Origin of the sequence: Burkholderia sp. NFPP32 (assembly GCF_900119325.1) — a bacterium.
GTDB classification, from domain to species: Bacteria; Pseudomonadota; Gammaproteobacteria; order Burkholderiales; family Burkholderiaceae; genus Burkholderia; species Burkholderia pyrrocinia_C.
This window is the reverse complement of sequence record NZ_FPJP01000027.1, coordinates 15,951-30,789: the sequence shown is the minus strand read 5'-3', so window position 1 is coordinate 30,789 and position 14,839 is coordinate 15,951. Positions and strand designations below refer to the sequence as shown.

At 67.3% G+C, this 14,839-nt stretch carries 10 protein-coding genes; all 10 read left to right on the top strand.

Annotated features, from left to right (window positions below; genetic code table 11):
* Nucleotides 1-49 precede the first annotated feature (49 nt).
* The gene (locus BT264_RS31975) at nucleotides 50-877 is read left to right on the top strand and encodes a glycosyltransferase family 2 protein (protein ID WP_034185023.1); all 828 of its coding nucleotides are present in this window, start codon (nucleotides 50-52) and stop codon (nucleotides 875-877) included.
* The gene (locus BT264_RS31970; protein ID WP_072443970.1) at nucleotides 877-3,258 is read left to right on the top strand and encodes a DUF4838 domain-containing protein; all 2,382 of its coding nucleotides are present in this window, start codon (nucleotides 877-879) and stop codon (nucleotides 3,256-3,258) included. Before BT264_RS31975 ends, BT264_RS31970 begins: the two co-directional genes overlap by 1 nt.
* Nucleotides 3,255-4,475, top strand: coding sequence for a glycosyltransferase (locus BT264_RS40210; protein ID WP_072443968.1), 1,221 nt, complete (start codon nucleotides 3,255-3,257; stop codon nucleotides 4,473-4,475). The genes BT264_RS31970 and BT264_RS40210 overlap by 4 nt, the downstream gene beginning before the upstream one ends.
* A 45-nt stretch (nucleotides 4,476-4,520) precedes the next feature.
* Nucleotides 4,521-5,816 (top strand): polysaccharide pyruvyl transferase family protein, encoded by a 1,296-nt coding sequence (locus tag BT264_RS40205; RefSeq protein ID WP_072443966.1) that lies wholly within the window; start codon nucleotides 4,521-4,523, stop codon nucleotides 5,814-5,816.
* Between the two features lie 104 nt (nucleotides 5,817-5,920).
* Entirely contained in the window at nucleotides 5,921-6,793 is an 873-nt protein-coding gene (locus BT264_RS31955; RefSeq protein ID WP_072443964.1) for an IclR family transcriptional regulator, read from the top strand.
* A 503-nt stretch (nucleotides 6,794-7,296) separates the two neighbouring features.
* Complete coding sequence (locus BT264_RS31950) at nucleotides 7,297-7,575, top strand: hypothetical protein (RefSeq protein ID WP_072443962.1); 279 nt, start codon at nucleotides 7,297-7,299, stop codon at nucleotides 7,573-7,575.
* A 414-nt stretch (nucleotides 7,576-7,989) separates the two neighbouring features.
* Complete coding sequence (locus BT264_RS31945; RefSeq protein ID WP_072443960.1) at nucleotides 7,990-9,000, top strand: hypothetical protein; 1,011 nt, start codon at nucleotides 7,990-7,992, stop codon at nucleotides 8,998-9,000.
* Nucleotides 9,001-9,549: 549 nt separating this feature from the next.
* Entirely contained in the window at nucleotides 9,550-10,512 is a 963-nt protein-coding gene (locus tag BT264_RS31940) for a sigma-54 interaction domain-containing protein (protein ID WP_072443958.1), read from the top strand.
* 161 nt (nucleotides 10,513-10,673) lie between these two features.
* Nucleotides 10,674-11,081 carry a DUF3467 domain-containing protein gene (locus tag BT264_RS31935; RefSeq protein WP_072443956.1) on the top strand — a complete coding sequence of 136 codons (408 nt, stop codon included), beginning with the start codon at nucleotides 10,674-10,676 and terminating at the stop codon, nucleotides 11,079-11,081.
* A 9-nt stretch (nucleotides 11,082-11,090) separates the two neighbouring features.
* Nucleotides 11,091-14,834: an N-acetylmuramoyl-L-alanine amidase gene (locus BT264_RS31930; RefSeq protein ID WP_256260746.1), complete on the top strand. Its 3,744-nt coding sequence runs from the start codon at nucleotides 11,091-11,093 to the stop codon at nucleotides 14,832-14,834.
* Nucleotides 14,835-14,839 lie beyond the last annotated feature (5 nt).

Below are 14,839 nucleotides of genomic sequence, written 5' to 3'. Positions count from 1 at the left end.
GAGCCGGGCAAACCGGCCGACACAATCCACCACGGCGCGGGGTATCACGATGGAAACCGAAGGAAGAATCAGCGTCATCGTCGTCAATTACGGCACGCCCGACCTGACGATACGATGCGTGGCGTCATTGACGTCGTTACGCGTCGCACTCGCCGACGACATCGTCGTCGTCGAGAATGCGTCGCCGGACGACTCGTACACGCGGTTGCGGCACGCATTGCCGCGCGGCGTCAGGCTGCTGCGCGCCGCATGCAATCGCGGCTTCGGCTCCGGCGTGAACTTCGGCATGGCCGCCTGTCGGCGCGACTACGTGCTGGTGGTCAATCCCGATACGCGTTTCAGCGAGAACGGGCTGGCGAAAGTGCTGGAGCTGTTCGAGACACGGCCGGAGGCCGGGCTCGTCGGGCTCGACCTGCAGTACCCCGACGGCCGGCGCCAGTATTCGGCGCGACGGTTCTACAGCTGGCTCGACATCGTCGCGCGACGCACCGCGCTTGGCCGCTCGGGCCGCTTTCGTGCGCGGATGAACCAGCACCTGATGATCGATGCATGGTCGTGCGGCAACCCGTTCGATGCCGAATGGGTGATGGGAACGGGATTCGTCGTGCGGCGCGACCTGTTCGAGTCCCTCGGCGGCATGGACGAATCGTATTTCCTGTACATGGAGGATGTCGATCTGTGCGCGCGGACCTGGCTGGCCGGCTATCGGGTGCTCGGCATGCCGGGCGTCACGCTCGTGCACGATCATCAACGACAGTCGGCGGCGAGCCCCGTGTCGCGAGCGGGGCGGCATCATCTGCGCAGCCTGTGGCGGTTCTACCGCAAGTTCCACGTGCCGCTGTCGTTGCCGCCCGGCATCTCGCGGATCGCACGGTAATGAGGCCTGCCGCGCCGGTTCGTGTCGTCGTGCGTGCCGCGGCTGTCGCATTGTGCGCGATGGCCGCGCGCGGCGGCGCTTGCGCGCAGCCGGTGCGGCCGCCGCACGACGCGAACGTCGTCGCCGGAAAGCCCCCGGTGTCGGCGCCGCGCGTGCTGCTCGCGCGGGATGGCGTCGCGCGCTACCTCGTTCGTGCCGGTGCGACGGATGCCGTGACGCGACATGCGGCGGACGAGATTGCCGACTACCTGTCGCGGATCAGCGGCGCGTCGTTCGCCGTGTCGGACGACGGGCAAGACCGCACGCCGGCCATTGTCGTCGGCGGCGAGCATGCGGCGGAACGATGCCGGTCGGCACACGCGGCGCCGCTCGGCAGCGACGGCTTCGTCGTCTGCCGCAGCGGCGACGACCTCGTCGTGGCCGGCGACACCCCGCGCGGCACGCTGTTCGGCGCGTACTGGTGGCTCGACCGCAAGCTCGGCGTGAAGTGGCTCGCGCCCGATGCGACCGAGGTGCCGCAACAGGCCGAGCTGCGCGTCGACGCGGCGCCCGTCCGGCAGGTTCCGCGCTTCGCGTATCGGGAGGTGTTGAGCGCGGAAGGGGAGGACAAGCCGTTCCGCGCGCACAACCTGCTGAACGGCGAGTCGCACGGCACGTCGTATCGCGCCTCCCCGCCCGGTATCGACATGTGGGATCGCAGCTGGCTCGCGCGGGACGGCGATGCGGATTTCTGGACGCTCGTGCCGCGTGACCGGTATGCGGCCGCGCATCCCGAGTGGTATGCCGGCGGGCAACTCGCGATGATGTCGGCCGACGTCCGCGCCGCGATGGCGGCCGGGATCGTGAAGCGCCTGAAGCGGCAACCCGACCCGGCCCGCATCTGGTTCGGCATCCGCGACATGGACTGGGGCTGGGATCTGGACGCAGCCAGCCGCGCGTTTGCCGACGCGCATGGCGGTGCGCCGTCGGCGGCGTTTCTCGATATGGTGCGGGACGTGGCGGCGCGGGTCCGGCAGGAGGTTCCCGGCGCGCGTTTCGCGATGCCGGCCTATCACTGGGGCTTCACGCCGCCGGACGGCATGCAGGTTCCGGATTACGTTCGCGTGTATCCGATGACGATCCAGGTCGACTACGGCGTCGCGCTGAACGAGGGTCGCAATGCATCGCTGCGCGACGGTCTGCGCAAATGGAGCGACATCGCGCGGCACGTTACCGTGTGGGATCACGTCGTGAACTTCGGCGGCTACATACAGCCGACGCCGAATCTCTATCCGATCGGCCGCAGCATCGCGTGGCTCGCCACGTTGCCGAGCATCGACGGCTACTTCGCGGAAGGCGACTGGCAGTCGCGCGGCGGCGAATTCGCGAGCCTGCGCGTGTGGTTGATCGCCCGGCTGCTCTGGACGCCGACCGCGGACCCGCGCACGCTCGTCCGCGAATATTGCGACGCCTATTACGGCGCGGCTGCCCCGGCCGTCGTCCGCTACATCGATCGCATGCATGCCGCGCTGCGCGCGAGCGGCGACGTGCTGGCCGAACAGACGCCGGTCGGCATGTCGATGTACACGTACGACTTCGTCCGCGAGTCGGAGCGGGATTTCGATGCGGCCGCCCGTGCCGTCGACGGCGATGCCGTGCGTAGCGCGCGCGTTCGCCAGGCGCGCATGCCGCTCGATTTCGTGATCCTGGCGCTGCGCGACCGCTACGCGGCGCGTGCCGCGCAGGAAGGCTGGGACCTCGATATTCGCGGGCGGCGCGCGCGTTTCGATGCGGCGATCTCGGCCGCGGGCGTTCGTCAGTATCGGCAAAGCGGCAATCTCGCGGCACTCGGTGCATTGCTCGATCTCGACCGCCATCCCGTCGTTGCGCCGCCGCTCGTGGCGGGCCTCGCCGACAGCGACTGGCGCGCGATCGATGTTTCGCGCGTGAATCTCTACGACAGCGCGCGCGTGGTGGCCGACCCCGCGGCGCTCGACGGCGCCGCGATAGCGATACGCGGCGATTCGGGCGTCTGGGCAATCCAGCTCAAGCTCGACAAGCTGCCGCGCGACGGGCGCTGGGATCTCTACGCGTCGGTGCGTGTGCCGGAAGGCGGCGGTGCGGGTGGTGCTGGCGCTGCGGCCGTGCGGGTGGGCGCCTACCCGCCGATGACGCTGCGCACCGACACGCCGGCGCGCACGCTCGACGACGCGCGATTCGGATGGCTGCCTGTCCCGGGCGGCCCGTTCGCGTACGACGCCGATCACGAGAAGGGCATTTATGTCCACGGCGTCGGATTCGCGCGAGGCCAGTCCGTGCGCGTCGGCACCTTCATCGCCATTCGTCACGGTGCGCCGGGCGGCACGCTGCCGTCGGTTCCGCTCAAAGGAAACGCCTCATGAAAGTTGCCATCGTTTCGCCCATTCCGCTGTTTCCCGTCAATGCCGGCAATCGCAGTCGCGTGCTGAATCTCGCGCGGGCGATCAAATCGCTCGGCTGCGACGTGCATTTCGTCTATCTGGAATCGCGCCAGACGGGCGGCATGGACCTTGACGCGCATCGCCGGGAGTTCGGTGCCGACCGCGTGTCGATATTGCGCCGCGCGGGCCTCTCGCTTGCGCTGTATCGCGCCAAGCGGGTGGCCTGGCTGGCGCGTCGTCTCGCCGCGAAAGCGGCCGGCAGCCGCCATGCGTACTACACGGGGCTCGATGAATTGTTCAGCGAGCGCTTTACCGGGCAGTTGCGCGCGCTGCAGCACCGCCATGCATTCGATGCCGTGTTCGTCGAATACGTGTTCTATTCGCGCGCGCTGGATGCGTTTCCCGATACGGTGGTCAAGGTCATCGATACGCACGACATCTTTGCGGACCGGCATGTGCCGTTCATCGGCCGCCCCGGTGCGAAGCGCTACATGTTTTCGATTCCGCCGCAACGGGAGTGCGACGGATTGCGCCGCGCGCATGTCGCGCTGGCCATCCAGGCCGAGGAGGGCGACCTGCTGGCGGCGCGCCTCGGCAGCGGCGACATCCCGGCGGTCGCGGTGCTGAGTCACCTGCTGGCGTTTCCGCCGCAGGTGGACTGTGCCGGGCACGCCGACGCGACCTTCCTCGGCAGCGACAACCAACCGAATCGCGATGCCGTCAAATACTTCGTCGACGAAATCCTGCCGCATATCGTGGCCCGGCTGCCGGCGTTTCGCGTGCATCTGGCCGGCACGATTGCCGCGGCCGTCCCTGACGGGCCGAACATCGTCAAGCACGGCCCCGTCGCCGAGCTGGGCGACGCATTCGCGATCGCACCGATCTCGATCAATCCGATGCTGCTCGGCACGGGCATCAACATCAAGCTGCTCGAAAGCATGTCGCTCGGCGTGCCGATCGTCAGCACCCGGACGGGCGCGCGCGGCCTTGGCGAGCATGACCTGCGCGGGGTGACGGTCGTGCGGGACGGCGATCCGCAGGGCTTTTCGGATGCGGTCGTCCGGCTCGCGACTGACCGCGCGCATCGTATTGCCCAGGGCGCGGCGGCGCGCGATTCCGCGCGAGCCTGGCACGACACGCAGCTTCGCGTGCTTCGCGACACGCTCCAACGGCGGCCGCCCGTCGCCGCGGAGGCCTGACGAATGCAGCCGTCGAAACCATCGAATCACCCAGGAGAATCGAACATGTCGAAACTGGCCGGTCTGAAGCAGCGGCTTCGCGTGTGGCTGTATGTCAAGCGATTGACGATGCAATGGCGTCGCGAGGCCTCCCGGGGCGCCCCGCAAAACGACGGCGCGCGCGGCGCCCATCTGCTGATACTGCCGGGCGATCCGTGGACGCTGGTCGGCTCGAAAGGCGATGAAGCGATGCTGCGCGCGGTCGTCGAGCGGTTGCGACAGGCGAACGGCGCGTTGAAGGTGTCGGTCGTCACGGCTACGCCCGCGGCAGCGGACGCCGCGACGCAGCTCGGTTTGCATGCGGTCGACGCATGGAACGAGCCATGGCGCCTGACGGACACGGTCGAACGGCTTGCCGCGCTGCGACCCAGCGCGGTGGTCGTCATCGGTGCCGACGTGATGGACGGCTACTATTCGCCCATGACGTCGCTGAGGTTGCTGGCAACGGCGGATCTGCTGGTCAGGCGCGGCGTGCCCGGCACGATTCTCGGCTTCAGCTTCAATCGCTTGCCGTATCGGCAGTTGAAGCATGCTTTCGACCGGATCGACGCCCGGCTGCTGGTCAACGTTCGCGACGGCGTCTCGCTCGATCGATTCAGGCGTTTCAGTTCGGCGAGCGCGGAGCTCGTGGCGGATTCCGCCTTCATGCTTCGGCCGGACGATTCGTCCGATTGCGTCAGGGGCACGGCCGCGTGGGTCGAAGCGCGCCGCGCGGCCGGCGACATCGTGATCGCGTTCAACCTTCACCCGATGCTGATCCGCCGGGCCAGCGACGACGATATCGCGGCGCTGGTCGCGTCGGCGCAGGCTGCCATTCGCGAACTCGCGGAGCTTCATCGGATCAGCATCGTGCTGCTGTCCCACGACTATCGCGGCCGGGACGGCGACGATACCTGTCTCGAGCCGCTGCATCGCGCATTGGCCGCGACGATGGGCGAGCGGCTTTGCTACCCGCGCACCAGGATGTCGGCGGCGGAACTGAAGGCCATTTCAGGGCAGGTGGACGGCGTGGTAACGGGGCGCATGCATCTGGCGATCGCCAGTCTTGGCATGGGTGTGCCTGTCGCCGCGCTGACCTATCAGGACAAGTTCCATGGGCTCTTCAGTCATTTCGGTCTGTCGGACAGCTTCTTGCTGAAGCCCGAGGAAGCGATGCGCTCCACGCATCTGGCGGCGGTATTGGACCGGTTCGTGTCGGCGCTTCCGCAACTGCGCAACCAGGTGCATGCCGCGCTGCCGCGCGTAACGGAGGCGTCATCCAGAAACCTGCGCGGCGTGATCCATGCGATCCGGCCTTCGTGAGCGGTTTCCGCGATATTTTTCCCGCATTCGCAGCAGCGCCGCATGACGCGCGCGGTCATGCCGGCGTGACTCAAGTGAGCTGAATTCCAGAGGCATCGTTTCACATGCGGAATCCAAATGAAGATCCGGTTGATCCCGACAGTTCGGGGCTCAAGAAAAAAGCGCATTATCGTGCGCCGGCGCTCGAGAAGGGCCTCGATATTCTCGAGTTGCTCGTCGATCGCCAGTTCGGCATGGCGCAGGCGGACATCTGCCGCGCGTTGAAGCGCAGCCGGAGCGAACTGTATCGGATGATGCAGGTGCTCGAGGAGCGGGGATACATCTACAGGGTGGATCGTTACGACCGTTACGCGCTGACCATGAAGCTTTATTTTCTCGGGCAGCATCATGCGCCGACACGATCGCTCGGCGCGCTTGTCACGCCGCTCCTGAAGCAGTTCGCATTACAGACTGTCCAGTCGTGCTACCTGACGGTATTCGACGGCGACACGATGGTTGTCATCGCAACGGCCGGCGCTGAAACGGAATGGAACCTCGCGGTCCGGGTCGGCACGCGCGTTCCGCTGCACGGCAGTGCCGTGGGAGAGATGTACCTGGCTTTTCAGGACGAAGACGTGCGAACCCGATTGCTCCGGAACATCGGGCACGATGTCGAGTCGTGGAACCGGCAACGCAGCGATGACGCATTGCCGACCCATCGGGGCGACGGCTATATCTGCCGCCCGAACGAGCGCATTCCCGGCATCACGGATATCGCAACGCCGATCGTCGACAAGTCGGGCTCGGCAATCGCGATCCTCGCTTGCCCGTACCTGGCGCTCTCGGAAGAAGCCGGGGCGATGTCGATCAGGCAGATCGGCGTCGCGCTGTGCGAAACGGCACAACGCATCTCCGCGACGGCCGATCAGCGGTTCATGCAGTCTGCGGTCGAGATGCCGTCGCGTGAGCAGGTGCGGACTGCGCGTCGGGCGGGGTGAGGGAATCGCGGGGATTCGTGCGGCGTGGGGCCAGCGCGTGCGATAACGCGCGATACGGGGCGGGGCGATTCAGGTGTCCGCACCCGGACGATGGAAATCGAATCTCAAGGGCCGGAACTAAAAGCCTCGCCAGTATTGGCTCCCGGCACCCGCACCGTCGCCATCGCAGCTTCCTGCGGCATGCCAAGCAGCGGCAATGCGCCACCGCAATGCCAATGTGCGCACGATCGACGATGCGCCGCCCGTTCCTCCGTTGCATGTGCGATGCACGGATTCAAGAATGAAACGTGTCGAAGGATGCAAACCCGTATCGCGCAAACCGGAAAGTATTCATAGGATAGGTAAACCGCGCGCGCATGCCGCGGCGATCGACATCGATAGGGGGTGTCGATGGCGCCTGGAACCTGGGTGGTGGCGTTTGGTGGCGGCCGCGATGCATCGAGACGGGCGCGGCCGCTCGCGATTGCCCGATCCAGGTCGGTTTGTTTTTTGCGGGGGGCAGCATGGTGAACTGGATCAGCCGTTGGGCGATGCGTCACGCCCCGACACCGGAAAAGACCGCCGCGTCGATGCTGGTGACTGCTCGCATGGAATTGTTCGCTGCCGAGCAGCGTGTCATCGATGCGAAATTGCGAGCAAGCTACTGGAGCACGCGCGTTGCGTTTCTGGAAGAAGTGCAGCAGCAGGGCATCGATCCTTGGGTACACGCGCTGCCGTCGCCGCAACCTGAAGCCGAGTTCACTCCGCTTGGCGCGGGCCCGCGTCTCGCCGCCGGCACGTGACGGCCATACGCTGCGTGATCGCTCGCGGCATCTAGAAAAGACGATCCGGTAAATGCGAATCGATTAGTCAGGACGCTGGTGGCGGACGTCGCGAAAAGTGCGACCGCCGGCTCCGAGGCCGCCAGCGTGCCGCTGGATTCGGCGATTGCCGCCAAACGCGCTTTGCGAAATACTGCAACGAACTGGCCAACAGGCGGTTCAGGTCGCCCAAAGCAACCTCGACATCCATCAGGCGCGCTGTCGAGCCGGCGGCACCGGCCACCAGGCGGTAATGGCTGACGGTCGTTGGAGAGGTGGCCAGGCGTGAACGCTCGCGGCTAGCGCGATAAGGCGCCAGGGGTACCGGCGCCCGCAAATCGCGGCGCGATCCGATTCTCTGGTTTGTTGCCATTGTCATTGCTGGAGCGTGCCGGAATGGGAAAACACTCTGATGTTCGCTTCCGTTTTGCTTTCGCCGCCGCCGCCGCCGCCGTTGGCTTGGCTGTCGCGGGTTTTGCGAATGCCGACGAAGGCGCGCCGAGCCCGTCGAGTGGGCTCGGCCCGGGGCAACGCACACTCGACGCATACGCCGTTTATGGTAATGGCCGTGCGAGCGAGGGCGGCAACATGCACTGGCGCGCTTACGAAATCGGCTTTGGCCAGGCACTGAACGATTACGCGTCGGTTTTCGTCGCCTACCTGAACGAAGGCCATCCGACGGACAACCATCGCGACGGTTTCGCGCTGCTCGGCGCGGCGCGCTTGCCGCTTGGCGGGAGGGCGGCGCTCGAGTTTGCGGCGGGCCCGTATTTCAGCATGAATACGACACACGTCGGTGATGAGGCGCGCAACGAAAAGCGTCTCGGGATCCGCGCGTCGGCTGCGTTGCGTTACGAACTCACGCCCAATGGCATCTACCTCAAGGCGCAGTACAACCGTGTTCAGATGGCGGGCGGCCACTCATCCGATACGGTGCTGTTCGGCATCGGCTCGGGATTCGGCGGCGACCCTCATCCGTCGTTTTCCGACGGCAGGACTCAGCTGAGCGTCTGGACCGGAACCTCGCAAACGAACCGGCCGAGGGTTCCGATCCAGAAGGGTTACCTGGTCGAACTCAAACGGCCGATCGGCAATGCCTGGGCATATTCGGCAAGCTTCGTTTACGAGGGCGTCAACGACGTTGCTGCCAGAAGGGGCGTCGCAGCCCAATTCTGGTACGTTGCGCCGATCTTGAGCAGATGGAGTCTCAGTGCCGGAATCGGCCCCTATCTTGCATACGACAAGAGTGCGCCGTCTGACCGGATGAAGCTTGCTGCGCTTTTCAGCGCGCAGATCGGCTATGAATTTACCAAGGACTGGACTGCGAATCTTCGCTTCAACCGTGTCGCGACCGGCAACAACACGGACCAGGACATGTTCATGATCGGATTGGCCCACAATTTCTGAGGCGGGGTTGCCGTGCAGGAATCCTGACAATTCTGCCGACTTCGCGTCAGTCAGGGGCTGGCCGATGCATTGGATTTTCAGGACGAAGACGTACGAACGCGATTGCTCCGGAACATTGGGCCGGCGATGCGCTGCTTTCCGGATAGGACGCGACGGCCACCCGTCCATGCAGCGCGCCGTTTCGCGGATCTACTGCGCCATTCACGAAGAAACGTCGGGGCTCGTCGCATTCGATCCCGTTATGAAAAAAGCGTGAAATGGCCTGTTCGCTTTTTGCGCCGGCGCATTGGCGGCCGGCATTTCGTGCACAAGCGCCGGTAGCCGGCAGGTTGTACGTATATCGATAATGACACTACACTGATTATCAGCCGGCGCCGGGACACGCGGTTATCCATTCAATACGCATCGCCAAGTACTAATTAAACGCGTGCCGACAATCGCCATCGAGGATGGTTGCCTTGTTCCTCAATATCCAGCGGGGGGAAAGTGGCGATGAAAATCGGGGCTGCGCATAACCCGTCAGCGGTTTGCTAGCCGAACGGCGCGCGCATGAGCACGACCGGAAGCATTCAGGCGACGTCACTCGGGCTGCATGGCACGAGCCCGGCGATGACCGACCTGCGCCGCTATCTGGCGAAGGTCGCGCGGACCGATACGACGGTGCTGGTGACCGGCGAAACCGGCACCGGCAAGGAGCGCGTCGCCGCCGCCGTCCATCGTCTCAGCGCCCGCACCGGCAAGCCGTTCATCGCGGTCAACTGCGCCGCCGTGCCCGACAGCCTGTTCGAATCCGAGATGTTCGGCCACGAGCGCGGCGCTTTCACCAGCGCGCAGAACGCGTTTCCCGGCCGCTTCGTCGAGGCCGACGGCGGCACGCTGTTTCTCGACGAAATCAGCGAGATGCCGCCCGCCGTCCAGGCCAAGCTGCTGCGCCTGCTCGAAGACCGCACGGTGATGCCGGTCGGCTCGCTGCGCCGACGCGCGGTCGATGTCCGGATCGTGGCGGCCAGCAACGAAAGACTGGAGGATCTGGTCGCCGAACGCCGTTTCCGCCCCGATCTGTTCTATCGCCTGAACGTCGCGCGCATCGAGATACCGCCGCTGCGGGAACGGCCGGAGGACATCGCGTCGATCGTCGATCACTTCGTCGCCGAACACAACCAGCGGCGTGCGATGCGGGTGGGGCGGCCCGATCCGGCGTTGCTCGAATGCATGCGGCACTACCGGTGGCCGGGCAACGTGCGCGAGCTGCGCAACCTGGTCGAGGCGTTGTTCATCGATGCGCCGGAAGGGCGTCCGTTCGGGCTGGGCGACCTGCCGCCGGCGTTTCGCCGCCTGTTCGTGCAGGACTTTTCCGCCGGCGAACATGAGCGCGAGCGGCTGGTCTCGGTGCTGCGCCAGACCAACTGGAACAAGATGGAAGCGGCGCGCCAGATGAACTGGTCGCGCATGACGCTGTACCGCAAGCTGGCCAAGTACAACCTGGACGGCGGCAACACTGCATCAGTGTGACAGCGCGGCTGTCACATGGTACAGCCCGGCAGCCTTCACGCATTCCGGTCCGACCGGGAAATTCCACGGCAAATCATGCGCTTGCGTCAGCGCGCGCGGGTTGGCCCGCTCCTTGCGAAGATCGACGGACAGACCGCCCGTCGCCATGCAAGGAGGCTGTCGTGCACGTCATCGAGCCACTCCAGGATGCCCCGCCGGACCCGGCGCAGCCGGCCGGCCAGCCACGGCCGCTGCTTGCCAGTTATGCGAATTATTTCGAGGTCGGGCATAACGCGTTCGAGTTCCTGATCGATGCCGGACAGGTCGAGCCGCAGTCCGGCAACGTCCAGTTGATGAGCCGCATCGCGGTCAGCCCGGTTCACGCCAAGCTGCTGGCACAGTTGCTCGCGCACTCGATCGCCCAGTTCGAAGCGACGCACCACAACATCCCCGACATTGCCGACATCGCCGAACCGGAACCGGATCTGGCGATTCTTCCCCCGCAGGAATTCGAACAGCGCGCGATCGATGCGCGCAGCAAGCCGATGCTCGGCGGCCGTCGCGACGAGCCCGATCAAAACCAGAGCTGAGGACACGACATGGCAGCGCAACTCCATCCCAACCGCATGGTCGTGACCGACCGCTTCCCGATGCTGGGCTTCACGATTCGCGTCGGCCACGCGCCGTGCGTCGCCGAACTGGTGATCGCCACCGATTCCGCGCTGTTCGTGCGCAAGGAAGGCCGCACGTCGTCGACGTTCTACACCAGCCGCGAGGACGGCCTGCTGGCGATCCCGCGCGGCGAAGCGGTGTTCATGGTGCCGCCGGCGGTGCTGGCGCGCTTCACGGGCGCGGGCCGGCTGTGGTTCGGTCTCGCCACCGCCGCGTCGCCCGATGCCGACGCGTGGACGGTGGACGTCCTGCCGAATGCCGACAGCCCCTACGTGTCGCTGTCGGGGCTCAGCGACCGGGGGTTGCGCAGGGTCCTGATGTTCCCGACTCGCGGGGGGGCCGGCGTCAGGAGCCCGCTGTTGAGCTGGGCGGGCGACGGCACCCGGCCGGGTGCCGTCGCCGTGCCGGCGCCCGCCGCGCCGCAGCCGGGCGTCGAGGCTGCTGCGCCACACCACGACGTCCACTACGACGACGGGTTCGGCCCGCTGCCGCCGCTGCACGCCGCCGCGCCGGTCGCAGCGATCCCCCCTGCGCCGGCACCGGCGCCCGCCGCCGCGCCGGCGCCCGTCTCGCAGGGGATGGGCGACGATGCCGACTTCCGCATTGCCGGCGAGCGCCGCAGCTTTACCTGGCCGCGGCCGCGCAAGCTATCGACTGTCGAGCGGGCCGCGCTGCGCGCGATATTGAGCGCGAATCCGGCCACCGCATCGCTGCTGCTGCTGCTGCCGGTCGCGATGCGCAACGGCCTGTCGGTCTCGATCGGCGCGGGCGCGGGCGCCGGGCGGGAAGCCGGGGGCTCTGGCTCGGTCGGCCTCATCTTCGACGCCAATGGCGACGACATCGGCGCCTTCGCGGCGGGCGAGCTCGACTTCGGCTTCATCGTGTCGGCGAGCGTCACCGGGCAGATCAGCCTGCTGCGCGGGCATATCGACGATTTCGCGGGCGCCGGCACGTCCGTGGGCGTGACGATCGGCGAAGCCCCGGCGGGCGGCATCTCGGCGCTGTTCAACGCCCGCAACGAATTCGTCGGCGTCACGCTGTCGGCCGGCGTCAGCGTCGGCAGCCCGGTGAGCATCTTCGTCGGCGTCTCGCGCGCCGCGTCAGGCACGATCGCCACCTCGTCGTCGCTCGCGTGGTCGCTCAGCCTGAGCGACGACCCGGAGGCGTACGGCATCGATACGCCGCCGTACAGCGACGACGACGCGGCCGCCGAGCCGGCCGCAACGGCCAGTGCGCTGGCGCTGGGTGCGCGCGAGAACAGTCTCGTCACGCGCACCGCGGCCAGCCCGAATTTCGACGAGGGGCGCGGCAGCAGGACGATCGACCGCATCGTCATCCACATCGCCGACGTGCCCACCGTGCAGCACGTGGTGAATACCTTCACCAATGCCGCGTCCAAGGTGAGTTCGCATTACCTGGTCGGGCAGGCGGGCGAAGTCGTCCAGTTCGTCTCCGAGGCCGATACGGCGTGGCACTGCAAGGGCTCGAACCAGCGCAGCATCGGCATCGAGCATATCGCGGTGAAGCGCGGCGGCGCCGACTACCCGCGTCGCAACGGCACCGTCCAGCATTTCGATGCGCTGGCGCCGACCCCGCTCCAGTACGAAACCTCGGCGGCGCTGGTCGCGTCGCTGTGCGACAAGTATCAGCTGCCGATCAATCGCACCACGATCATGGGCCATCGCGAGGCCGACACGTCGACCGGCCATACCGCGTGCCCCGACGGCAACTGGGACTGGGACTACTTCATGCGGCTGGTCAACAGCCGCACCTGCCAGCCGCAGTCGGCCGGCCAGGCGCTGGGGCTCGCCGCCCGCGGCCTCGGCGACGACATTCCGCTCGATCCGGGCGTCGGCGGCCTGTCGATCGGCACCGATGCGCTGGAGATCGGCGACATCATTCTCAGCACCACCGGCAATCCCGGCTCCGGCGTCATTCGTGCCGGCTCCGGCGCCGAGGTCAGCCATGCGATGCTCTATGTCGGGCAAGGCGGGCAGGTGATCGAGGCGATTCCCGGCGGGGTCCAGCTGCGCCCGCTCGCGGATGCGCTGGCCGACGCGCGCCTCGCGGTCGCGTTCCGGGTGCCGGGCCTGACCGATACGCAGAAGCGGCAGGTCGCCGATGCCGCCGCGCGCTACCTCGATCGCGGCTTCAACTATGTCGGGCTGGTCCGCTGCGGCGGCTACCTGATCGATCGCCACGCGTGCGAACTCCTGTCGGGCGACGCGGCGGAGCGCTGCCGCCGTTTCGTCGGCCGCATCGAACTCGGCGAAGGCGCCGACACCGACAACTTCTTCTGCTCGCAACTGGTCGCCCAGTCCTTCCAGGACGCGGGCAAGCCGATCGTCAGCGTGCCGCCGCACTGGGTGCCGCCGGGCGATCTCGCCAGCCTGTCGACCGGCACGATGGCTCCGGGAACGCTCGCATATGTCGGCCACCTGAAGGCGCCGATCCCGAGCCGCGGCTTCTTCGGCATCGGCCAGGCGCTGTCGGTCGCGCCGGGCACCGCGCGCGCGCTGGGCGCCGACGACTGGACGGTGAACTGGGACGAGGTGCAGCTGACCCCGCAGCCTACCGACATGGGGTGCTGGGCAACGGCCGCGTCGATGGTGATCGGCTGGCGCGACAACCAGAGCGTCGACCCGGCGCTGCTCGCGCGCTGCATCAGCCTCGAGCGCCAGATGCAGGATGGCCTGAAGCCGGCCGAGGTGGCGGTCTTCGCCGGGGCGTCGAGCCTCACGGTCGAACCCAATGCGTGCTTCGCGCCCGAAGGCTTTCGGCGGTTGCTCGAGGCCAACGGGCCGATCTGGGTCGCCGAAGTCGTGCGCGCGCCGGTCAACTTTTTCCATGCGGTGGTGGTGACGGGCATGTATCGCAGCGGCGACGCGTATTTCGTGCGGATCACCGATCCGCTGGACCGCGTGGTCGGCACGCCGGGCCATCCCGGCGCGCGGACCCTGCCGCCGACCCACGCGACCGGCAGCCGCTACATCATGACTTACGAGGATTTCGTGTCGGAATACGAGGCCGCGGCCGGCATCGGCGTGATCCAGCTCATGCATGCGGGCGGCACGTTCGGCCACTTGATCAATCGCGGCAGCGCGGCGGGCGCCGGCTACGCGCTCGGCGTCGAGCCGCCGGCCGCGGGCGGCGAATTCGGCTTCGGCGTGAGCCTGACCCGGCGCACCGAGAGCCGCGACGGGCGCAGCTACGATCTTGCGCAACTGGCCGGGCTGGTCCAGCCGGCCAATGCGCTGGCGGGCGGCGCCGGCCAGCCGCGCATGACCGGTCAGCGCATCGCCCTCGACGACTGGCCGTACATCGACGGGCCGAGCGGCCGCACGTCGGCGCCGGTGACGATCGACTGGGCGTGGCAGGGCGGCGCGGTCGGCGACGTCGCGATTTCGCCGGGCGACGGGCAGATGCTCGACGGCTGGAGCGCGCTCGTGCGCGCCGATATCGGCCGCGGTTCCGGCACCCCCGAGCGGGCGAGCGTCAAGCTGCGCATCACCACCACGTTCCGGCATGCCGGCGAGGAGGATCAGATCGGCGTGACCGAGGTGGCGCTGAACGGCGACGGCCGCTTCCAGACCGTGCACGGCGCCGACGGCGCGGCGCCGCTCCCGGCAAGCGGCACGCAACCCGCGGCGCGCGAATTGCAGCCCGCCTGACCCCC